The following is a 20,707-nucleotide window of genomic DNA, read 5'->3' as shown; positions in this document are numbered from 1 at the left end:
CGCCGGCTGATTTGATATACATTGGCAAAATGAAACACGTACAAGCATTGGCGCTCCTGGCCGCGCTTTCTACATCTGCCGCCATCGCCGAGGAACAATCCGGTGACATGTCCGAGGGCATGGGGCTGATCGAACGCGGTGCCATGATGTTTTTTCGCGGACTTGCCGACGAGATCGAGCCCGACATGGACAAGATGATGGAAGAGCTCGAGCCAGCCCTGCGGGGTTTGGCCGACAACATCGAACCTGCATTTCGGGAACTGGCGGATATGGTGGGCGAGATGAACATGTATCATCCGCCAGAACGCATGCCCAATGGCGATATCATCCTGCGGCGGAAGACGCCTTTACCCTCAGATCCATCTGGCGATATCGAGCTTTGATCTGCCTTCATTATGCGTTCGGAAATATCCCCGCCGGAGGCATCAATCCTTCTGTTGCACCGTAAGATTTTAAGCCTCCGGCGGGGATATTTCCGAACGCATAATGAAGTTGGTTTGGCAGTCGTTATTTCGTGAACTTGACGATTTGTTCTGCATCTAGGGCTTGGGCGAGCGAGTTGAAGCGGGCGGCGGCGACCTCACCGTAAAGGGCGGCGGATCGGGGCGGCAGCGTCAGTTCCAATTCGTGACGTTTGGGCCGGTGGCGCAGAGTACCCAGTCGTTCGGGCGCCGCGACAGAAAACATGGCACCGAACCGCATCGCCTTGCCCAGAATTTCCGCCTGTTTCGTCATCTTGGGCCCGATCAGTCCCAATAGTGGTTCGATCCGATTGCCGGGGCGGGCGTTGCGGTAGCGGTGAAGCAGGGCGAGGCCCAGAAAAATCCGCCCTTCATGGTCAATACCGCCGAGATTGCCACGGGTTGTATTGTCGAAACAGACCTCCGCTCGGTAATCGGGATGGGCGCGCCAGCTGACATCGTGCAACAGGCAGGCCGCCTTGATCAGGTGTTTGGGCATCCGGGTGGTTGAAAAAATCGGCAAGATGAACTTGTAAAGCGTGCGTCCGAAGCCGGGCAGGCGGGCATTGCGGGCCTCGTCATATCGGCAGGCTTCGATAAGGGGATTGCGCATGCGCAGATCCCGGGACATCTGTTCGTAGAGCATGCCCTCCCGGATTCCGTAACTTGAGGTTGTGACCTGCTTGATCTCGAAACGATTCATCAGGCGGCGCAGCACCTCTCCTGCAAGGGGTACGAGCGAGATCCGGGCCGATGAAAGCCCGGCCATATGGCGCAGTTCGTCAAGGTCATGGGCCTTTACCCAATCCAGCGTTTGGCGGATTGAACGCGGTGTCATCTGGTAATCGTGCAGAACCGCCATCGGATAATCGCGTCGGACCATATCCAGCCGGGCCACGGCGCGCCACGATCCGCCAACCAGGTAGAGGCGGCGATGGGGTTTGATCGTTTCCGCCATCTTGTCTAGCCAATGGTCGATTTGGTCACGCCGCTTGTTCTTGTTTCCGGTCAACCGCAGTGGGCCAAGGGGAGAGCTGACGCGCGCACCAACGTCGCCGCCGTCTACGGTGGCCAGCTCCATGGAGGACCCGCCGATGTCGCACACCAGGCCTTGCGCGTCAGGCCAGCCAAGCAGGACGCCCTGGGCAGACAGGCGCGCCTCCTCCTCCCCGTCAATGACGTAAAGATCAAGGCCGGTCTCTTCCAGAACCTGGGCGCAAAAATCTGTACCATCCGTGGCAGAGCGGACGGCAGCGGTGGCCACTGCGGTCAGCGGCGGGATCCCCATGCCATCTGCCAAGGCCACAAACCGTTTGATCGCAGACAGGGCGCGCGCGCGGCCTTCGGGATGTAAATGGCCGGTCTCGCCCATGTCCCGCCCCAGGCCGCACATGACCTTTTCGTTGTAAAAATAGGCGGGCGACCGCGCCGCACCGTCAAAGACCACAAGCCGGACCGAGTTAGAGCCCACATCAATCACCCCAACCCGCGACAGGGCGCGTGCTTCGGGATTGTCGAAGATCGGCCGACCGAACGCGCCCCAATCCGCGGTCTGGCTTTCTGGCGTGTCAGCCCTGCCGTCCATGGCCTCTGTCCCTTGGTGTCGCCCTTGTCGTGCACACTGCATGTAGCGTGACCCATCCGTCAATGCTCACCGAACCACCGGGCCAATTTCAGACGCAGGGTCAATCCTGGGAATGGGTCAGGGCCGGGACATCGCCGGCACCCGCAGATCCCCGCCCCGACAGCGACGGGTTCTCCATGAAAAACCGGTGACAGTTGAACCCGGCGCCGCTGGCATCCGGGCGCACGCTTTGGCCGTCGCCCGACAGGATCCAGGTTTGCGCGGTATCGGCCAGATTGGCCGCCATCACCTGGCTCACGATCTGGGCCTTGACCGTATCGTTGGTTATCTCCACCAGGGTTTCCACCCGCCGGTTGAGGTTGCGACCCATCCAGTCGGCGGATGATATATAGACGCGCGCGCGACGGGAGGGCAGGCCCGAACCCGCCCCGAAACAGACAATGCGCGAATGTTCCAGGAATCGGCCCACGATGGATTTGACCCGGATATTCTCGCTCAATCCTTTGACGCCTGGTCGCACCCCGCAGATACCGCGGATGATCAGGTTGATCTTCACCCCGGCCTGCGATGCCTCGTAAAGCGCGTTAATCACATCTGGTTCAATCAGGGAATTCATCTTGGCCCAGATCTCTGCCGGTTTGCCTTTCTTGGCAAATTCGGCCTCTTCCGCAATCCGCTCGATCAGGCGGGGTTTCATGCCTTTCGGGGAGATGGCCAGGTTTTCCAGCTTGGCCGGTTCGGCATAGCCCGACAAGTAGTTAAAGACCTTGGTCGCATCGCGCCCCAAAGCGGCATCACAGGTGAAAAAGCTCAGATCGGTATAAATGCGCGCGGTGATCGGATGGTAATTGCCCGTGCCGTAATGGGTATATGTCACCAGTTGGTCGCCTTCGCGCCGGACAACGACGCTGATCTTTGCGTGGGTTTTCAGGGTCATAAAGCCGTAAACCACGTGGGCGCCTGACCGTTCCAGCCTGCGGGACTGGCGAATGTTAGCGGCCTCGTCAAAGCGTGCTTTCAACTCGACCAGCGCGGTCACCGATTTGCCATCCTCGGCCGCTTCGCACAAAGCCGCCACGATGGGGCTGTTCTTGGACGTGCGGTAGAGGGTCTGCTTGATCGCCACGACATTTGGGTCGCGGGCCGCCTGATCAAGGAAGCGAACCACCATATCAAAGGTCTCATACGGGTGGTGCAGCAGCATGTCCTTTTGATGGATCGCGGCAAACATGTCGCCGTCATGGTCCTGTACCCGTTCCGGCACGCGGGGGGTGAAGCTGGGCCATTGCAGATCGGCGCGCGCGTCGATCACCAATTCTTTCAGGTCGCCCAGGCCGACCAGGCCGTTGACCTCGACGATCTCTTCCTCGGTCACGTTTAACTCGTCCTGAATGACCGCGCGCAAGCTGGTCGGCGCATCGGTCGAGACCTTCATGCGCACCACCTCGCCCCGGCGGCGGCGTTTCAGGGCGGTTTCGAATTCGCGCACCAGATCTTCGGCCTCTTCCTCGACCTCGAGGTCGCTGTCACGCAGGACCCGGAACGTGCAATTGCCGAGGGCTTTGTAGCCCGGGAAGATCAGGTCGAGGTTGAGCAAAAGCAGCTGTTCCATTGGCAGGAACCGGTGGCCGCCTTCCCGTTCGGGCAACAATACGAACCGCGCGATCTGACCAGGTACGGGGACGAGCGCCTGCAGGTTCGCCTTGGTCGCCTTGTTCTCCAACTGAAGTGCAAGGCAGAAACCGCCATTGGCGATAAAAGGGAACGGATGGGCCGGATCGATGGCAAGCGGGGAGACGATGGGAAACACATGGGATAAAAAGTAATCCGCCAGATAGGCGCGCTCGGACGCTTCCAGATCCTTTTGACTAACAAGTTGTATCTTTTCATTGGCCAGTTCGGCCAGGACATCATTCCAGACGGTCTGCTGGGCATGAAGAAGCCGACGCGCATCGGCATCGATCAGCACCAGTTGTTCGGCTGGGGTCAGGCCATCAACACCCGCTGATGTGTTGCCCGCGCGGGCCAATTCGCGCAGGCCCGCCACGCGCACGGTGTAGAATTCGTCGAGGTTCGATGCCGAGATCGAGATGAAGCGCACCCGCTCTAACAACGGCACCCGGGGATTCTTGGCCTCGTCCAGCACCCGCCAGTTAAACGCCAACCAACTGAGTTCCCGGTTGAAGAAACGGGCAGGACCAGACAGGTCGGTATTGGTTAATTCGATGGGTTCGGGAAACGGGGCTTTGAGAAAATCGGCATGTGTCATGGATAGGATATGGTCATTTGTTGTGACAGTTCAATGACATAGTGTGGGAAGCTGCCATGGGATGTCCACCTTGGTGCCGCGGTCTTAGGGCAGTTCGGGCGAATTGCTCAGCAGATCGGCGGCGAGCCGCATGCCCAACGGGCGCCCCGTAGACAACGTCGCGGCATCAAGCCGTGCCACGATATCGCGCGCCGCCTCGAACGAGCGTTCGATCCGCGTGACCAGCCAGGGGATTAAGGCCGGGGGCGGGGCCAATTGCCGGTCGGAAAAGAGCTTGAGCAGCAAGGCTGACAGCAGCGCATCATCTGGTGGCTCCAACTTGGCAGTGGGTGTTCCAACGAGGCGGGAGGCCAGATCAGGCAGGCCCATGGGCCAGGTCGACGGGTCACCATCACCTGTGATCAACAGCGGATGGCCATGGGCCAGGGTCAGGTTGTGAAGGTGAAACGCCGCCTCTTCAGCGGCCCTGTCGCTTGCGATCAGGTGCATATCCTCCACCACCAGCGCTGTACCCATGGGGGGCGCGTCTCCCAAGGTGCCCGCTTGCAGGATCTGCGCACCCGTTTCGGCGGCCCAGACATGGGCAAGATGGGTCTTTCCGCTGCCCGGCGGCCCGATCAGGATCAATTTGCCCAACGGCCAGTCGCGCCATCCGTCAAGTGCGGTCACAGCCAGGGCATTGGCGGGTGAGATAAAGAATGCGTCCCGATCCCGCGCAGGGCGCGTGGTCAGGTTGAACACCAGTTGTTCGGGCATGGCTATTCGCTGTCGACCGGTTGGTCGTGGGACAGGCCCTTGTACAGGCGAGAGGATTTGTAGTGATCAATCCCGAACCGGGCAATGACACCCAGCGATGCCGTGACCGGCACAGCCACCAGTAGACCCACAAACCCGAACAGCGCCCCGAATGCGGATAGGGCAAAGATAAGCCAGACCGGATGCAGGCCGACCGAATTGCCAACCAGTTTGGGGGTCAGGATGTTGCCCTCGACCATCTGCCCGACCATGAAGATGGCACCAACAGCGCCGATCCAGATCCATTCACCCCAGAACTGAAAGACCGCCAGCCCGATGGCGAGGATGCCGCCAAAAATCGCGCCGACAAACGGAATGAAAGAGATCAGGCCCGCGATGAAGCCTACGACCAACCCGAATTGCAGCCCCACAACCATCAACGCGACGGCGTAGAACGTCCCCAGGATCAAGCAGACCGTGCCCTGGCCGCGGATGAACGACGCCAGCGTGTTATCGATGCGGGAGGCCAATGTCCGGATCACCGGTGCATGGTCGCGGGGTAACAGATTGTCGATATTGGCAACCATCCGGTCCCAATCCAACAGCAGATAAAACGCCACGACAGGGACGAAAAACACCAATACAATCACGTTGACCAGGCCCGTCAGACTGCCGACGACGGTGTTGAGCAGGTCAAGCCCGCGGGATTGGATCGTCTCCCCCAAATTGCTGAGGGATTCCTGCATGGCAGAGCCGTCTTCCAGCAGGCTGGGGAAGCGTTCGGTCATGAAACTGAGCATGCTGTTGAAAATTCCGGGCAGGTTCTGCACCAGATTGGTGGCCTGTTCGATCAGCAGCGGAATGACGAGCAGGATCACAACCGCAAAAACCACGACCGCCACAAATGTGATGAGAGAGACAGCGAGAACGCGACTGGCCCCCTTTCGCTCCATCCAGTCGGCTACGGGATCCAGGATGTAGGCAATTGCGCCGCCCAGGATAAAAGGCAGTATCACATCGCCGAGCAGCCACAGCCCGGCCAGAAATGCCACGGCTGCGATGCCCCAGTATTTCGCCTGCTCCTGAATGGGGAGTGCCATGTCGCATCCTTCACCTAAGCCCTGATGCAGAGATTGCCCATGGTTGGGCCGGTTGCAAGGTCAAAGGGCCCAATAGGGACAGGCCCCCTTGTAACAAAGGGGGCTTGCCCGGATTTCAAGCGGTCCGGATCAGTGGCAATCGGGGCGCTTGCCCGGGATCAGCACCTTGTCGATCACGTGGATCACGCCGTTATCGGCCTTGATGTTGGCGACGACGACATTGGCGCTTTGGGCTGTGCTATCGGCAATCGACACGCCATTGCGGTTTTTAGTAATACACAGGCGGGCCTGGGTCAGCACCGGCTTGAAGTAGTTCGAGCCGGCGGGGATCCGGTCTGCGGTCAGGTTGCGATCATCGACATGGTACAGCAAAACATTGGTGAGCTGGCCTTTGTTCTCGGGCTTCAGCAGGCTGGACACGGTGCCGGCGGGCAGGTCATCGAAGGCATCATTGATCGGCGCGAAGACGGTGAAGGGGCCGGGGCCTTGTAGCGTATCGGCCAAACCGGCAGCCTGGACGGCGGCCACGAGGGTCGAAAAACGCTCGTCGGCTGCGGCGATCTCAACGATGTTGGCGGCTTGGGCGGTTGCGGCCGAAAGGCTCAAGGCGGCGGCGAGTAATGTCTTTTTCATGATCTTCCCCAGTAAGTGTCCTGTTGGACGGTCAGGTCGCTTGTGCGACATGGCAGGGGTTACGCCCGGTCCCGTGCGCTGGATGGAGATGTATCAGGATGTCACGGCTCCGTGATGTGCCGTGATCGTCCCAAGATGTTGTTTTGGTTGGGGTATTACCGCTTTTTCTTGTGGCAAATGGGGCGCTTGCCGGGGATCAGTACTTTGTCGATCACATGGATCACCCCATTATCCGCCTTGATGTCCGCCACGACGACATTGGCTGTTTCAGGTGTGCTGTCCGCGATCGAGACACCCGCCTCGGACGCGGTAATGCACAGCCGCTCGCTCGTGAGAACCGGTTTGAAGTGGGTCGGACGCATCGGGAACATGTTAGATGTCAGCTTTCGGTCATCAACATGGTAAAGCAAAAGATCGGTCAGCTGATCCTTGTTCTCGGGCCGCAACAAGTCTGACACCATTTCGGGGGGCAGCGCATCAAAGGCGGTGTTTTGGGGCGCGTAGATTGTGAACGGTCCCTTGCCCCGCAGCGTATCGACCAATCCGGCCGCCTCGACCGCGCCCACGAGCGTGGACAGCCTGTCATCCTGCTGGGCCTGCTCGACGATATCAGCAGCCTGGGTTGTCACGGCGGACAGGCAAATGGCAGTGGCGGTCAAAATCGATCTCATGCTGGCTTCCCCTGAAAACTGGTCTGGATCGCGATTGTTCGCTACACGTATAACGATTAAATGGACAAATCCCGTCGCGGGAAAAGCCTTATTCTGCTGACGATGTTGTGAGTTGCCTCGGCGCAGGTCTTTATCCCGTGCGCTGAGATGCTTGTGACAGGATGGCGTTTGACATACCCAAACGGGGATTTTGGTCGTGATCGAGGATCCGTGATGCGTCTGACCCGTTATTTCCTGCCCGTGATGAAGGAAACGCCTGCCGATGCGCAGATCGCCAGCCACCGCTACATGTTGCGCGCTGGAATGATCCGGCAGCAGGCGGCGGGGATTTATTCCTGGCTGCCTTTGGGGCTGAAAGTACTCAGACGGATCGAGCAGATCGTCCATGAGGAGCAGCAGCGGGCGGGTCACTTGCCGGTGCTCATGCCCACGATCCAACCGGCCGACCTGTGGCAGGAAAGCGGGCGGTACAATGCCTATGGGCCCGAGATGCTGCGGGTCCGGGACCGCCATGACCGCGACATGCTCTATGGTCCCACCAATGAGGAGATGATCACGGATATGTTCCGCGGCTATATCTCAAGCTACAAAAGCCTGCCGCTGACGCTTTATCATATCCAGTGGAAGTTCCGCGATGAGATCCGTCCCCGGTTCGGGGTGATGCGCGGGCGCGAATTTCTGATGAAAGACGGCTATAATTTTGATCTGACCAAGGAAGACGCGCTCCATGCCTACAACCGGCATCTGGTCAGTTATCTGCGGACCTATGAGCGGATGGGGCTCAAGGCGATCCCGATGCGTGCCGATGGTGGCCCGATCGGGGGTGATTACACTCATGAATTCCTGATCCTGGCCGAAACCGGCGAGTCGGATGTGTTTTACGACAGCGCGGTCTTGGACCTGCACCTTGGTGACCGGCAGGTGGATTATGATGACCATGTCGCTTGCAAGGCAGTGATGGATGAATTCACCGGCCCCTATGCCCGCACGGACGAGACCCACGATGATGACTTGTTCCTGGAGATCCCGGAGGAGCGCCGCAGCCGTGGCAGGGGGATTGAGGTCGGCCAGATCTTTTATTTTGGCACCAAATATTCCGAGCCTATGGGCGCTGTCGTCGTCAATGATGCGGGTGAGCGTGTGCCGGTCCATATGGGCAGCCATGGGATCGGCGTGTCGCGCCTGTTGGGGGCCATTATCGAGGCAAGCCATGATGAGAAAGGCATCATCTGGCCGGAAGGCGTGACGCCGTTCCATTGCGGGATCGTGAACCTCAAGCAAGGGGACGCCGCGGCCGACAAGGCCTGCGAGGATCTTTACGCGGCGTTGCTCGTCAAGGGGCTTGAGCCGCTTTATGACGACCGTGAAGAGCGGGCGGGAGGCAAGTTTGCCACGATGGATCTGATCGGGTTGCCTTGGCGGATAACTGTGGGTCCGCGGGGGCTGAAGAACGGCGTTGTCGAGCTGACGTCGCGCCGTACCGGTGAAAGTGAGGAACTGACGCCGGATGTCGCTGTTGCGCGTCTGGAACAAATCTACGCGCCGCACTGAACCGGGACGCTCCCGCCATTTTGTCCCGGCAAAGCCGGTCAAAAATGTTGGAGGTGGCGCGCACGCAACCTCTTGCGCGTTGAGAGGGTGCACCTGCGCGCGCTTGATGGCACCGCGCCCTTTTCAGATCAGCGGGGAGGTGAGTACAGTGCGCCGATCGCCGCCGCAGGCGGCGCCCGGCCCAACGGGACCGCGCCGCGCGCATCGCGCGACCGCGGTCCGGGCGGGAGAACCGCTGGCCGGGTCAGCATGTGCTGCCGCCGCCGATATACCTGGTTTTCTGGCCGTTCTCCTTGACCCGGACCCCTCGACACAGCAGGTTGCGCGCGAGCAGAGGTAGAACACAAAACAGGACCCCGCCCATGGCCAATGCTGCCGGCCCACCGCCATTTTCGCGGTTCGAATGGATGATCGCCTGGCGCTACATGCGGGCGCGCCGCGCCGAAGGCGGGGTCAGCGTCATGACCTGGATCTCCCTCATCGGCATCACTCTTGCCGTGGCCGCGTTGATCATCACCTTGGCGGTTCGGGCGGGTTTCCGGGCGGAGTTCGTTGACACGATCCTGGGCGCCAATGCCCATGTCACCATCTACCAGACCGTCGAGGCCGATGATGTGGGCCGTCCCAGCCGGGCCATCATCGACTTCGCTGAGATGGCTGACCGGATCCGCGATGTGCCCGGCGTGGTGCGTGCCGCGCCGCTGATCCGGGGTCAGGTTCTGGCCAGCCATGGGGGGCGCAATTCGGGTGTGGAGGTCTACGGGATCACCCTTGAGGATCTGCAGACCGTCCCGCGGATCAACGCGCCTGAGCAAAGCTCAGGCGATATCAAGCGGCTGGGCGATGGTGTGGCCCTGGGATGGGGGGTCGCCACGACGCTGGGGGCCCAGGTTGGAGATCGGATCAAGCTCGTCTCACCGGATGGTCCGCGCAACCCGCTGGGTGGGCGTAGCCCGCGGGTAAAGGCCTATGAGGTTGTTTATATCTTCCAGGCGGGGCGCTACGACATCGACAAGACCCGCATCTACCTGCCGTTTGCCGAGGCCCAGAGTTATTTCAACCGTGAAGGTTTTGCCGATGAGTTGGAGGTTATGGTGGCAGACCCGGACCGGGTCGATGATCTGGCCATTCCGTTGATGCAGGCCGGGGGGGAGCGTACGCTGCTTTGGACTTGGCGCGATGCGTCGGGTGCGTTCCTGCGGGCGTTGGAGGTTGAGGATACGGTCATGTTCGTGTTGCTGTCGATCCTCGTGTTGATCGCATCGCTCAACATCGTGTCGGGCCTCGTTATGCTGGTCAAGAACAAGGGCCGCGATATCGGGATCCTGCGGACGATGGGTCTGACCGAAGGTTCTGTCTTGAGGGTGTTCTTTCTATGCGGATCGCTGATCGGGCTTTTAGGGACGGTGTTCGGGGTGGTCCTGGGGTGCCTTTTCGCGCTTTATTTTGATCCGATCTTTGCGTTGGTGAATGGGGAGGGCGGGGCGGTCTGGGATGCCTCCACCCGGGGGATCTACCGGTTGCCGGCTGACCTGCAATGGGGGGACGTGTTATCCGCCATTGGGCTTTCACTCGGTCTCTCCTTTATCGTGACGATCTTTCCGGCGCGGCGTGCGGCGCGCATGAACCCGGTCGAGGCTTTGCGCTATGAGTGATCCGGTCCTGCGGTTGCGCGGTATCGTGAAGGCCTACCGTGACGGGGCGGTGCCCGTCTTGAACGGGGTCGATTTGGACGTGGCCGCGGGAGAGGTCGTGGGGCTGGTTGCCCCGTCCGGCGCTGGCAAATCGACACTGCTCCATATTGCGGGCCTGCTCGATGTAGCTGATCAGGGGACGGTTCTGTTGGCGGGCGCTGAGATGAGCGAGGCTGGCGATCCCCGTCGAACGGCTGCCCGCCGGGCCGATGTCGGGTTCGTCTATCAGTTTCACCATTTGCTGCCGGAATTTTCCGCGACCGAGAATATTGTTCTGCCGCAATTGGCGAGCGGCGTTGCGCCATCTGCTGCCGAAGCGCGTGCGGTCGAGTTGCTTGGTGCCGTCGGCTTGGCTGACCGCGCCGATCATCGTCCCGCTGCCTTGTCTGGTGGGGAGCAGCAGCGGGTGGCCTTTTGCCGGGCCCTGGCAAACCAACCGAAATTGCTGCTTGCCGACGAGCCTACGGGCAACCTGGATCCGGGAACATCCGATACCGTCTTTTCTGTCCTGATGGATCTGGTACGTGGCACCGGCATGGCGGCTGTGATTGCGACCCACAACTTGGATCTGGCGGCTCGGATGGACCGGCAGGTGCGCCTGGATACCGGGCAATTGGTTGCGGCGTGACGGCGATCCTCCTGCCCCATGGTCAGGACTTTGAGACGCGCCTTTCAGGCACGTGAGCCAATTATCCCCGTTGTGTCAGCAAAACACCTGCGGCCATCAATGCAAGGCCCGCCCCTCTGCTGAGGGTCAGTGGCGTTTGCGTCGCCCCAAAGAGGCCGAACTGGTCGATCATGGCGGCTGAGATCAGTTGCCCGATCAGCACGAAGAAAACCGCGTTTCCCACTCCGAAATGCGGCGCAATGAATGTGATCGACAGGACGTAAAACGCGATCAGCGCGCCTGCCAGAAACAGATGTTTTGGCGCTGTGGCAATGCCTTGGATCCCGCGCGGACCGGTGACCGCAAAGACCACGAGCGCCGACAGGAGTGCGACGCAGAACAGGATCACCGCCGCCAGCGCGGGCGCACCCAGATGCCGACCCAAAGCAGCGTTCAGCGCGGCAAGGACCGGGATGCCGATCCCGGCAGCTAACATCGTCAGGGCGTAGGGGTTGAGCATGGCTTTGGCCTTTTCCGCGAAAAGTTTTCTTGTTGCGGTAGATGAAGGGTGGCGCTTTGCAAAGGTGTGTTCCGCCTGTGATCGGATACGGATGCTTTGGCCTGCGCCTATGCGAGACGGGAATGGCGTTTTCCCGGGGTTTCATCGCCACCATCCGCGCTGTTAGGCCATGTTCGCCCAAGAGTTGTTGGTCTATTTCTGGCACGCTTCTGAGGGATGCTATTCAGTCCAGAGATGTGCTCACGCCCCGGGGCGACCTTCCGGCTCGGAGTGAGGTGTCGATGATATCCATGCGACACCTGTGCCAGGATCGTAGGGGAAATGACCGCAGGTTTCGGTCTTTGCACGTCCCGCAGAGCGTGGGTTGGTGGCTCAGGACTGCCCGTTGCATCGCCATCCGGCAGGGAAAAAGCTGACCGCGTCTCAACGTAATCGAAGCCCGCGCCATCCGCTTCCGGCTTTGCAAAAGATCGACAGACTTAAACGCTCATCGACAAGGTCCGGCTGATCTGGGCCATGGAGCGGCCCGATTGATCGGCCCATGTATTGAATGCAGTCTGCACCGCGGCCATCGCCTTTTTCGACGTGGGCGGTTTGTCGATCACCCCTTCGGCGACCAATCGGGCCACCACATCCGTCGACAGCAAAAAAGTATCCACCCCAAGGCTGCGCAGCATGTACTGTGCTGTTGTGCCGCCCAACCGTGACCCGTCGGTCTTGAGCCGCGCCAGCAGGCCGACAAAATCACGGCTCGGCCAGCCGCCAATGACGGCGCCGACCCCGCCCTCGGCCCGCAATTCAGTCACGAAGACTGCATTCGCCCGTACCGACTGGATCTTGGTCCCGTTGCGAACGATGCGCGTATCGGTGATCAGTTGATCGAACCAATCCTCGCTCATCATGGCACAGCGATCCACGTCGAACCCTTTGAAGGCGGCCTCGAACCCGTCCCACTTTGCGTCGATCACGGACCAGTTGAAGCCCGCCTGGAAAACCCCGCGAGTCATGGCCGACAACCAGCGATCTTCGGGTAACTCCGTGGGTGGCGTCTCGGGGGTGGGGATCGGGTAGGGCCCGCCCACAATCAGGTCTTCCAGCGCTGCAGCCCCGCCTTTGCGGTCTGCGGCAATGGCAAAGATCTCGTCATAACTGCGCATGGTTGTCTCCCCTGGCAGGCAGGGTGATATGGATCGGGGCAGGGTGCAACCCGCCGGGCGATCTCTGCTGCCACCAATCGCCTTGGCTTTCCCGTCCCGGCCATCTTAACCTGCTGGAAACCAAAGGGAGGCGACCATGGCAGACTTCAGCAAGATCGTTTTGGCGGGGCGCCCGCAGGGCGCTCCAACACCAGAGCATTTTCGCCTGGAACACGGCGCCCTGCCCCAGGCGGGGGAGGGCGAGGTCCTGGTCCGCACCATCTGGATGTCGCTGGACCCCTATATGCGCGGACGCATGGATGACGCCAAATCCTATGCCGATCCGGTGCCGCTGGGTGGCACGATGGAAGGCGGCGGAGTGGGGGAGGTGATCGCCTCCCACGCTCCGGGTTTCGCCCCAGGTGACATCGTGGTGGGTCGCACTGGATGGGCCAGCCATGCCGCACTCCCTGCGGACGAAATCCGCAAGGTCGACCCGTCGGTCGCGCCCATCTCCACCGCCCTCGGCGTGCTCGGCATGCCGGGCCATACCGCCTGGGTCGGCCTGAACGACATCGCCCAGGCAAAATCCGGTGAAACCATCGTCGTCTCCGCCGCAACCGGCGCCGTCGGCAGCCTGGTCGGCCAGTTGGCCAAGACCAAGGGGATGCGCGTCATCGGCGTGGCGGGTGGCCCTGACAAATGCGCCTTCGCCACGGATGAGCTGGGCTTCGATGCCTGCCTTGACCACCGCGCCGCACCCGACTGGAAAACACTCAGCGCCCAGATCAAAGAGGCCGCGCCCAAGGGCGTCGACGTCTATTTCGAAAATGTCGGCGGCAAGACCCTCGACGCCGTTCTACCCCGCATGAACACCTGGGGGCGCATCGCCATTTGCGGCATGATCGCCTGGTATTCCGGGCAGGGCGTGGCCGAAGCTGCCCCGCTGCCCGTCGCCTGGCGCACCATTCTGACCCGCCGCCTGCGCGTCCAGGGCTACATCATCTTTGACCACAATGATCGTTATGCGCCCTTCGCCCAAGAAGTCGCCCCCATGGTCGCGGACGGCCGCATCCGCTACCGCGAAACCGTGGCCGAGGGGCTGGAAAACGCGCCCCAAGCTTTCCTCGACCTGCTGAAAGGCGGCAATTTCGGCAAGCAACTGGTGCGCGTCGGGGAGGATCCCGGTGCCTGACACGTTCACCTTTAACACCTCCCCCAGCATCCAGTTCGGCGCGGGCCTGCTGGATGATCTCGCCACTCGCGCGGCCCCCCTTGGCCCCTGGGTGCTGATCGTCACCGACCAGGGCCTGATGGCCACTGGCATCGTCGACCGCGCCATCTCCGCCCTGACCAAGGCCGGGATCAAGACCGAGGTCTATGCCGATGTCATCGCCGACCCGCCAGAGGCGATCGTCCACGCCGCAGCGCAAGCCGCCCAAGGTTGCACCGGCATCCTCGGCCTCGGCGGCGGCTCGTCCCTCGATGTCGCCAAACTTGCCGCCCTCCTGGCCAAAGGGCACCAGATGCTGCCCGAAATCTACGGGGTCGGCAACGCCCGCGGCCCCCGCCTGCCGCTGATGCTAATCCCCACCACCGCCGGTACCGGGTCCGAGGTCACGCTCATCTCCATCGTCACCACAGGCGCGTCCGAAAAGATGGGGGTGGTCTCCCCGGTTTTGCTGCCGGACATCGCGCTCCTCGACCCCGACCTGACGCTGGGCCTGCCCGCCGCCACAACCGCCGCCACCGGCATCGACGCCATGGTCCACGCGATCGAGGCCTATGCCTCGACCAGCCCCAACAACAACCCGCTCTCCCGCATGCTGGCGGTCCAGGCACTGACCCTGATGGGCGCGGCGCTGGAACGGGCGGTGGCCAACGATCCCACCGCGCGCGCTGACATGCTCCTGGGCTCCATGCTCGCGGGTCAGGCGTTCGCCAACTCCCCCGTCGCGGCGGTCCACGCGCTGGCCTACCCGATCGGCGGCCATTTCAAGGTGCCCCACGGCCTCTCCAACGCGCTCGTCCTGCCCCACGTCCTGCGCTTCAACGCGGTCACGACGCCCGGCCCATACGCCGAGCTTGCCCCCCATGCCTTCCCGCATCTCAAAGGCCTCGGCCCCCAGGAAGGCGCCGCCGCCTTTGCCGAGGCGCTGGCCGACCTCGCCGCCCGCTGCGGCCTGCCGCCCAAGCTGCGAGATCTCGACATCCCGGAAGACGCGCTCCCCATGATGGCCCGGGACACCATGAACCAGACCCGCCTCCTGGTGAATAACCCCCGCGAGGTGGCTGAGGCCGACGCCCTCGCCATCTACCAGGCCGCGTGGTGAGCCGCCCCACGCCCAACTCGCGCGCGGCCTATCCGCACTTTGAGATCCTCGCCACCCGCTGGGCCGATAACGACATCTACGGCCACATGAACAACGCCATCCACTACCAACTCTTCGACACAGCAGTGAACGGCTTCCTCCTCCGCGAAGGCATCCTGGCCGGCCCCGGTGCAGCCAAGTGCAGGGGGGACGCCACCACCATCTTCCTCGTCGTCTCCTCCAGCTGCGACTACTTCGCCGAACTGGCCTTCCCCCAAACCATTGCCGCGGGCCTCCGCATCGCCCACCTGGGCAAAAGCTCCATCCGCTACGACATCGCCCTCTTCGCCGATGACGCCGAGACAGCCTCCGCCCAAGGCCACTTCACCCATGTCAACGTCCACCCCCAAACCCGCCGCCCCGAACCCATCAACCAGACAGCCCGCACCATCCTGAACCGCCTCCAACCGGTATAAGGCACGCAATCTGCCCACTGCTCGGAACGCCATGCATCAATTCACAGATGAGCAAACCACATGCAATGTGGATCACCACCGACTCTATCGTCAACACGGCTTAGCCAAAACTGTTTCGAAGATCGTCGGTCCCGGTATTCCAAAGATCGCACTTAGACAAAATCAATAAACGAGCGATCTGCTGGACATTGTAAACTTCGTATGGTCCCAGCCGGGTAGTATCGGTGGAGAATGCATGCGCAGTCATAAAATTGCGCAAGTACTCGCAAAAATTTATTGCATCTGGGATGTTTATCCGACGGTCTCTAACATCGACGCCGTCTGAGTAATCTGAAGGATTGTCGAGCGTTTTGTAAATGTTGACTTCTGTTTGGCGACCACGAGTTATCCAGTCTATTGTTCGTTCTGAGGCTGTTCCGGCATTTTGCAAACGCTCTTGGAATGGGAGCAAGACTACCGGATTCCATTTAAAGGTCCCTTGCCCAACTGATCTTGGCCTCTTTGCGCTCGCCTGTACTGTAAGTCCAAGTTCCTCTACTGCTGAATAAGCAAGATTAATCGCGACCGAGGTGTCCACATGCGAAGAGAAATTTTCTGTATGTTTTTGAAACATCTCTTTATAGCAAGGGTGCATTGACCATGGGGTAACGCTCTCGGTTTCGTAACTACGCGCCAGTTTGTGAATAGCATATACAAGTTTCTTGTCCGGCCAAGCTATAGCAGCAATCGCGACCGCGACTGGCAACGTTTCTCTGTGCGTGAACTGCTGAAAGAAGCCATTGCGTCGAAAAACATTCTCAAAGATGCTCTCCCGATCTACTTCATCACTAGGAAGTTCAAACCCAGAGTTAGGTGGATTCTTAACTAACGGAAAACCTTCAAGAATGAGGTTTGCCGCTGATATCAATTGGATAATGTTGTCAGCCTCGGTTTTCTCTTTTTGGAGCAGAAGCAATCGTCCCGCTTTTTCCGTATCACATTGGATGCTCATATCAGTTGACGCACTGGTACATGAAAATTCCTTCACGCCGCGTTCAGAGAAGGCATATTTCATTGACGGGTCAGGAATGTCCCGTGTTTGCCAGTTCGCGGTAGCGGAAATAGAATGCACTAGACTGATTTCATTCGGTCTAAATACGAAAAAAGTACAAAATTCTGGCACTAGTCGCCCCCAAGCAAGCGGTAAGTTCAGTTATTTGGCTTAAGCTCGCGAAACTAGCGATGCTTCAGTTCTCAGTCATCGGATCTTAATGCGACATCCGGTGTCTTTGGCATTGCTAAGGATGTTCTCCCGCATGTAACAACTCCCCCTCAACGCAAATAGTTCATGCTTTAGGGCGCCACTTATGACATTTGTCGAATTTTTCCTCGGGTTGAGTAAAGTGGACCTACTTTGCTTGTCCCACACAATCCTCACCACACCCTTAACCCACCGAGCGGCGCGTATGCATGGAATGTGCATGCTTTGTGCATAGGTTGTGCCTGCCTCCCACACGGCCTCGGGGGGCCGCTCCGGCCCCACCACATTCCCTGTTGAAACTTCATTCCGCACCGTGGAACATCGACCTAACAACAAAACGGGAGGACACCACTATGCAGGGCCAAATGATGCACCGCCCCCTGCGGATCGCCGACATTCTGACCTTCGCCGAAGACAGCCACAAGACCAGCGAAGTCATCTCCCGCACCGTCGAAGGGGATCTCAACCGCATCACCTACCCCGACATGGCGGCCCGCGCCCGCCAGATGGCCAAGGCCCTGATCGCGCTGGATATTTCCCTGGGCGACCGCGTCGCGACCCTCGCCTGGAACGGCTACCGCCATCTGGAGCTGTACTACGCCATTTCCGGCATCGGCGCCGTCTGCCACACGATCAACCCGCGGCTTTCGCCCGAACAGATGCTCTACATCATCGGCCATGCGGAGGACCGCCTCCTCTTCCTCGACCTCACCTTCGTCCCATTGGTCGAGAAATTGGCCCCTCAATTGCCCAAAACCCTCCGCTTCGTCGTCATGACCGCCCGCGCCCACATGCCCGACAGCCCCCTCGACCTCCTCTGTTACGAAGACCTCCTCACCGCCCAAGACCCCCACTACGCCTGGCCCGAATTCCCCGAGGATACAGCCTCTGGCCTCTGCTACACCTCCGGCACCACGGGCCACCCCAAGGGCGCGCTATATTCCCACCGCTCTACCGTGCTCCACACGATGTTGTGTGCGATCTCCCTGCGCGACTGCCTCCAACCGGGCCGCAAAATCCTGCCCGTCGTGCCGCTGTTCCACGTCAATGCCTGGGGTCTGCCCTATGCTGCGCCGCTCACCGGAGCGTCCTTAGTGATGCCTGGCCCCCGCCTGGACGGCGCCAGCCTATGGGATTTGATGAATGACGAACAGGTCTTCTCCGCCTGGGGCGTGCCCACCGTCTGGCTGGGTCTTCTGGCCGAGATCAAACAGCGCGGTGCCAAACCCGTGGGCTTTGGCGAGGTCATCATCGGGGGCTCCGCCGCCCCCCGCTCCATGATCGACGCGTTCGAGCGGATGGACGTTTCCGTCTGCCACGCCTGGGGCATGACCGAGATGAGCCCCGTCGGCACGGTCGGCCATCTGCCACCCTCCATGGACGACCACCCGCTGGAGCAACGCGTTGATGTCAAGGCGAAACAGGGCCGCCGCTGCTTTGGCGTGGACCTCAAGATCGTGGACGAAGCCGGGGCCGCTCTCCCCCATGACGGCCAGGCCAGCGGAGAGCTGTATGTCCGTGGCAACTCCATCGTTTCCGGCTATTTCGCCAACCCCGAGGCCACGGCCCAGGCGCTCGACCCCGATGGGTGGTTTGGCACCGGCGACGTTGCCAGCATCGATGCGGACGGGTTCCTCACGATCACCGACCGCGCCAAGGACCTGATCAAATCGGGCGGCGAATGGATCAGCTCGCTCGATGTCGAGAATATGGCCATGTCCCATCCCGGCATCGCCAATTGCGCCGTCATCGCCGTCCCACATCCCAAGTGGGACGAACGCCCTCTGATGGTCGCCGTCGCCGCCGAGGACATCCCGCCCAAGAAATCAGATATCCTCAGCCACCTGGCCCAATACCTCGCCAAATGGCAACTGCCCGACGACATCGTCTTTGTCGACACCCTCCCACTCACCGCCACCGGCAAAGTCTCAAAACTCACCCTCCGCCAGGAATACGCCGACCACGCCCTCCCCGCGTAGGGTGGGCGATCCACCCACCGCTCCCAATAAGATCCGCCCATTACAAACCGCGCGGAGCGAAGACCATCACCGGCCTCTGCCTCAAGCGAGCAAAGGTGGTGATAAGCCCCACTCCGCCACACTGACTGGTTCGCCTCGACGCAGGCGGCTGGTGGAAAACCCAAGGTCTGTTAAGCGGACTAAGCGCCATTTCGCTGCGATTGCGCCAATGGTTGCTTTCGGCTCCTTATTTGTCCGCTTGACCGCCGATAGGCCCGTCTCCGGCGCACGTGATTGCTCAGGTAATAAAGGTTTTCGACATTTGAGGCCTCGTTATTCGGATACTATTAGAAAGGTATTCAATGCCGAGAGAGCTGCATCGGGCGCTTCTTCGGGAATGAAGTGTCCAGACGGCATTGGTGCGAAGTTAGGCTGGTCGCACCAAGCGTTCCAAATGCGCTCAACATCGAAATGCTTACCTACAACGCCGCGCTCGCCCCACATTACGAGAGTTGGACATTTGATTGTTGTTCCACTCACACGATCAGTTTCATCATGTTGGCGGTCGATGTGAAAACCAGCACGAAAACACTCACACATGGCCGAAATTGCGTCCGGCGTCGTGTTGGCGGTCAGGTAAGCCTTCAACGCCAGTGCATCATAATGCACCGTCTTGTCAGAGAGTCCCAACAGGATTAACCGCAGAAAGGCATCGGGGTCTCCGGCACGGGATAGTCTTGTGTCAGGAACGAGAAGTAGAAATAATCCTGAGCAATCTGGGCGTTAGAATTTTCATAGAAATCCAGTGAGGAGATGATGTCCATAACGACGAGTTGAGTAACTGCTGCCGGATGATCGAGGGCAAGTCGTTGCGCTACTCGTGCACCTCTGTCATGGGCAACCAATGAGAATGTATCAAAGCCGAATTGTTGCATGACCGCTAACTGTTCTGCCGCCATTTCTCGTTTCGTGTAGGCGTTCGCACTGGCACTATAACCGGGCTTGTGCGTTTCACCGCGTCCACGAATATCGGTCAGAACAACCGTAAACCGGTCTGTCAGTTTTGGAGCAAGGTGGTGCCAACACAAATGGGTTTGCGGATCACCATGTAGCATCAATAATGCAGGTCCAGTGCCACCAACAAGGGCAAGAACCCTGCCATCGGCGACATTGATCCATTGCCGCGCAAAGCCGGGGAGCAGCTTTGCATCAGCATCTTCAAAGATGGTCATTGATCCACCTCTTAAACTCAGAAATTGCGGCTTCGTCGCGGTTGAAAAAGGACCACCGACCGATCTTGTTAACGTCTACAAATCCAGCGCGCCGCAACAGTTCAAGGTGACGGCTTACAGTAGGCTGCGCCATTTCTAATTTTTCGGTTAGCAGCGTGACACACACACCAATCTCGGACGGCTTGCCTGTCACTTGATGAGAAAAGTATGCGTCAGGTTCAGCTAGCCACTTCAAAATGGATAGTCTTGCTTCGCTTGCAAGGGCTTTTGATTGTTCTAGGTGATCAGCCATATCTGTTAATACTTAGTTATTTAGCTATGAGTCAATGCGATTTTTTGTCGTTTAATTTTCACTAATTGCCAAAGCAGACATACATGCTGTGCGCAGCATTGGTGCGATTTGGGCTTATTTTGTTGAAGAGGTCGCAGTGATTTGAGGTTCTGGCAGCCTCGCTGGGCTGTTCGCGGGCTTATTGTTCCGCTGGTTGTACCGGGCGGCCTGTCGGTCTGTCGTTTTGCCGGTTCGG

At 59.9% G+C, this 20,707-nt stretch carries 20 protein-coding genes; 8 read left to right on the top strand and 12 right to left on the bottom strand.

Features of this window, described 5'->3' with window-relative positions; genetic code table 11:
* Positions 1-29 precede the first annotated feature (29 nt).
* A complete protein-coding gene (locus tag IU397_RS18460; protein ID WP_204416612.1) occupies positions 30-383 on the top strand; it encodes a hypothetical protein in 354 nt (117 codons plus the stop codon).
* 124 nt (positions 384-507) lie between these two features.
* Here the strand turns inward: IU397_RS18460 and IU397_RS18455 are convergent, their stop codons facing one another.
* The 6 genes from IU397_RS18455 to IU397_RS18430 form a co-directional block, all read right to left on the bottom strand.
* Positions 508-2,046, bottom strand: a complete 1,539-nt coding sequence (locus tag IU397_RS18455; protein ID WP_204416610.1) for a Ppx/GppA family phosphatase — start codon at positions 2,044-2,046, stop codon at positions 508-510.
* A 100-nt stretch (positions 2,047-2,146) separates the two neighbouring features.
* A complete protein-coding gene (locus IU397_RS18450; RefSeq protein WP_204416609.1) occupies positions 2,147-4,315 on the bottom strand; it encodes an RNA degradosome polyphosphate kinase in 2,169 nt (722 codons plus the stop codon).
* Positions 4,316-4,399: 84 nt separating this feature from the next.
* Positions 4,400-5,071 (bottom strand): DnaA ATPase domain-containing protein, encoded by a 672-nt coding sequence (locus tag IU397_RS18445; protein ID WP_204416607.1) that lies wholly within the window; start codon positions 5,069-5,071, stop codon positions 4,400-4,402.
* A 2-nt stretch (positions 5,072-5,073) separates the two neighbouring features.
* Complete coding sequence (locus tag IU397_RS18440; protein WP_204416605.1) at positions 5,074-6,150, bottom strand: AI-2E family transporter; 1,077 nt, start codon at positions 6,148-6,150, stop codon at positions 5,074-5,076.
* A 129-nt stretch (positions 6,151-6,279) separates the two neighbouring features.
* Positions 6,280-6,783: a fasciclin domain-containing protein gene (locus IU397_RS18435; RefSeq protein ID WP_204416603.1), complete on the bottom strand. Its 504-nt coding sequence runs from the start codon at positions 6,781-6,783 to the stop codon at positions 6,280-6,282.
* 155 nt (positions 6,784-6,938) lie between these two features.
* The gene (locus IU397_RS18430) at positions 6,939-7,454 is read right to left on the bottom strand and encodes a fasciclin domain-containing protein (RefSeq protein ID WP_204416601.1); all 516 of its coding nucleotides are present in this window, start codon (positions 7,452-7,454) and stop codon (positions 6,939-6,941) included.
* Positions 7,455-7,667: 213 nt separating this feature from the next.
* Between IU397_RS18430 and proS the strand changes: the two genes are divergently transcribed.
* From proS to IU397_RS18415, 3 genes are all read left to right on the top strand, one after another.
* Positions 7,668-9,005, top strand: coding sequence for a proline--tRNA ligase (gene proS, locus IU397_RS18425; RefSeq protein ID WP_204416599.1), 1,338 nt, complete (start codon positions 7,668-7,670; stop codon positions 9,003-9,005).
* 362 nt (positions 9,006-9,367) lie between these two features.
* A complete protein-coding gene (locus IU397_RS18420; protein ID WP_204416597.1) occupies positions 9,368-10,660 on the top strand; it encodes a lipoprotein-releasing ABC transporter permease subunit in 1,293 nt (430 codons plus the stop codon).
* On the top strand, positions 10,653-11,327 hold the full coding sequence (locus IU397_RS18415) for an ABC transporter ATP-binding protein (protein WP_204416595.1): 675 nt from the start codon (positions 10,653-10,655) through the stop codon (positions 11,325-11,327). The genes IU397_RS18420 and IU397_RS18415 overlap by 8 nt, the downstream gene beginning before the upstream one ends.
* A gap of 61 nt (positions 11,328-11,388) precedes the next feature.
* Here the strand turns inward: IU397_RS18415 and IU397_RS18410 are convergent, their stop codons facing one another.
* Positions 11,389-11,826: a DMT family transporter gene (locus IU397_RS18410; protein WP_204416593.1), complete on the bottom strand. Its 438-nt coding sequence runs from the start codon at positions 11,824-11,826 to the stop codon at positions 11,389-11,391.
* A 479-nt stretch (positions 11,827-12,305) separates the two neighbouring features.
* Entirely contained in the window at positions 12,306-12,983 is a 678-nt protein-coding gene (locus IU397_RS18405; RefSeq protein WP_204416591.1) for a DNA-3-methyladenine glycosylase I, read from the bottom strand.
* A gap of 136 nt (positions 12,984-13,119) precedes the next feature.
* Here IU397_RS18405 and IU397_RS18400 point away from each other — a divergent pair, with 136 nt between their 5' ends.
* The 3 genes from IU397_RS18400 to IU397_RS18390 are packed head-to-tail and all read left to right on the top strand — an operon-like array spanning position 13,120 to position 15,750.
* The gene (locus tag IU397_RS18400) at positions 13,120-14,157 is read left to right on the top strand and encodes an NADP-dependent oxidoreductase (protein ID WP_204416589.1); all 1,038 of its coding nucleotides are present in this window, start codon (positions 13,120-13,122) and stop codon (positions 14,155-14,157) included.
* Positions 14,150-15,295, top strand: a complete 1,146-nt coding sequence (locus tag IU397_RS18395) for an iron-containing alcohol dehydrogenase (RefSeq protein ID WP_204416587.1) — start codon at positions 14,150-14,152, stop codon at positions 15,293-15,295. The genes IU397_RS18400 and IU397_RS18395 overlap by 8 nt, the downstream gene beginning before the upstream one ends.
* Positions 15,292-15,750 (top strand): acyl-CoA thioesterase, encoded by a 459-nt coding sequence (locus IU397_RS18390; RefSeq protein ID WP_370541725.1) that lies wholly within the window; start codon positions 15,292-15,294, stop codon positions 15,748-15,750. Before IU397_RS18395 ends, IU397_RS18390 begins: the two co-directional genes overlap by 4 nt.
* 100 nt (positions 15,751-15,850) lie before the next feature.
* Here IU397_RS18390 and IU397_RS18385 read toward each other — a convergent pair whose 3' ends face one another.
* The gene (locus IU397_RS18385) at positions 15,851-16,804 is read right to left on the bottom strand and encodes a hypothetical protein (RefSeq protein ID WP_204416583.1); all 954 of its coding nucleotides are present in this window, start codon (positions 16,802-16,804) and stop codon (positions 15,851-15,853) included.
* A 539-nt stretch (positions 16,805-17,343) separates the two neighbouring features.
* Between IU397_RS18385 and IU397_RS18380 the strand changes: the two genes are divergently transcribed.
* Positions 17,344-18,969 (top strand): long-chain-fatty-acid--CoA ligase, encoded by a 1,626-nt coding sequence (locus IU397_RS18380; protein ID WP_204416581.1) that lies wholly within the window; start codon positions 17,344-17,346, stop codon positions 18,967-18,969.
* A 312-nt stretch (positions 18,970-19,281) separates the two neighbouring features.
* Here the strand turns inward: IU397_RS18380 and IU397_RS18375 are convergent, their stop codons facing one another.
* Genes IU397_RS18375 through IU397_RS18365 form a run of 3 tightly spaced genes read right to left on the bottom strand, consistent with a single transcriptional unit; the run spans position 19,282 to position 20,472 of the window.
* The gene (locus IU397_RS18375) at positions 19,282-19,638 is read right to left on the bottom strand and encodes an alpha/beta fold hydrolase (protein ID WP_204416580.1); all 357 of its coding nucleotides are present in this window, start codon (positions 19,636-19,638) and stop codon (positions 19,282-19,284) included.
* Between the two features lie 5 nt (positions 19,639-19,643).
* Positions 19,644-20,180: an alpha/beta fold hydrolase gene (locus IU397_RS18370; RefSeq protein WP_204416578.1), complete on the bottom strand. Its 537-nt coding sequence runs from the start codon at positions 20,178-20,180 to the stop codon at positions 19,644-19,646.
* The gene (locus IU397_RS18365) at positions 20,167-20,472 is read right to left on the bottom strand and encodes a helix-turn-helix transcriptional regulator (RefSeq protein ID WP_204416576.1); all 306 of its coding nucleotides are present in this window, start codon (positions 20,470-20,472) and stop codon (positions 20,167-20,169) included. The genes IU397_RS18370 and IU397_RS18365 overlap by 14 nt, the downstream gene beginning before the upstream one ends.
* Positions 20,473-20,707: the final 235 nt, after the last annotated feature.

Origin of the sequence: Actibacterium sp. 188UL27-1, assembly GCF_016901225.1 — a bacterium.
Taxonomy (GTDB): domain Bacteria; phylum Pseudomonadota; class Alphaproteobacteria; order Rhodobacterales; family Rhodobacteraceae; genus 188UL27-1.
The sequence above is the reverse complement of the archived record's forward strand: the minus strand, read 5'-3'. Positions and strand labels throughout refer to the sequence as shown.

Excerpts from the sequence above, each read along its gene's own strand:
- IU397_RS18460 (WP_204416612.1), top strand. The coding sequence starts at position 30 with ATGAAACACGTACAAGCATTGGCGCTCCTGGCCGCGCTTTCTACATCT.
- IU397_RS18435 (WP_204416603.1), bottom strand. The coding sequence starts at position 6,783 with ATGAAAAAGACATTACTCGCCGCCGCCTTGAGCCTTTCGGCCGCAACC.
- IU397_RS18445 (WP_204416607.1), bottom strand. The coding sequence starts at position 5,071 with ATGCCCGAACAACTGGTGTTCAACCTGACCACGCGCCCTGCGCGGGAT.
- IU397_RS18405 (WP_204416591.1), bottom strand. The coding sequence starts at position 12,983 with ATGCGCAGTTATGACGAGATCTTTGCCATTGCCGCAGACCGCAAAGGC.
- IU397_RS18430 (WP_204416601.1), bottom strand. The coding sequence starts at position 7,454 with ATGAGATCGATTTTGACCGCCACTGCCATTTGCCTGTCCGCCGTGACA.
- proS (WP_204416599.1), top strand. The coding sequence starts at position 7,668 with ATGCGTCTGACCCGTTATTTCCTGCCCGTGATGAAGGAAACGCCTGCC.
- IU397_RS18400 (WP_204416589.1), top strand. The coding sequence starts at position 13,120 with ATGGCAGACTTCAGCAAGATCGTTTTGGCGGGGCGCCCGCAGGGCGCT.
- IU397_RS18420 (WP_204416597.1), top strand. The coding sequence starts at position 9,368 with ATGGCCAATGCTGCCGGCCCACCGCCATTTTCGCGGTTCGAATGGATG.
- IU397_RS18410 (WP_204416593.1), bottom strand. The coding sequence starts at position 11,826 with ATGCTCAACCCCTACGCCCTGACGATGTTAGCTGCCGGGATCGGCATC.
- IU397_RS18440 (WP_204416605.1), bottom strand. The coding sequence starts at position 6,150 with ATGGCACTCCCCATTCAGGAGCAGGCGAAATACTGGGGCATCGCAGCC.
- IU397_RS18455 (WP_204416610.1), bottom strand. The coding sequence starts at position 2,046 with ATGGACGGCAGGGCTGACACGCCAGAAAGCCAGACCGCGGATTGGGGC.
- IU397_RS18385 (WP_204416583.1), bottom strand. The coding sequence starts at position 16,804 with ATGAAATATGCCTTCTCTGAACGCGGCGTGAAGGAATTTTCATGTACC.
- IU397_RS18365 (WP_204416576.1), bottom strand. The coding sequence starts at position 20,472 with ATGGCTGATCACCTAGAACAATCAAAAGCCCTTGCAAGCGAAGCAAGA.
- IU397_RS18450 (WP_204416609.1), bottom strand. The coding sequence starts at position 4,315 with ATGACACATGCCGATTTTCTCAAAGCCCCGTTTCCCGAACCCATCGAA.
- IU397_RS18370 (WP_204416578.1), bottom strand. The coding sequence starts at position 20,180 with ATGACCATCTTTGAAGATGCTGATGCAAAGCTGCTCCCCGGCTTTGCG.
- IU397_RS18415 (WP_204416595.1), top strand. The coding sequence starts at position 10,653 with ATGAGTGATCCGGTCCTGCGGTTGCGCGGTATCGTGAAGGCCTACCGT.
- IU397_RS18380 (WP_204416581.1), top strand. The coding sequence starts at position 17,344 with ATGCAGGGCCAAATGATGCACCGCCCCCTGCGGATCGCCGACATTCTG.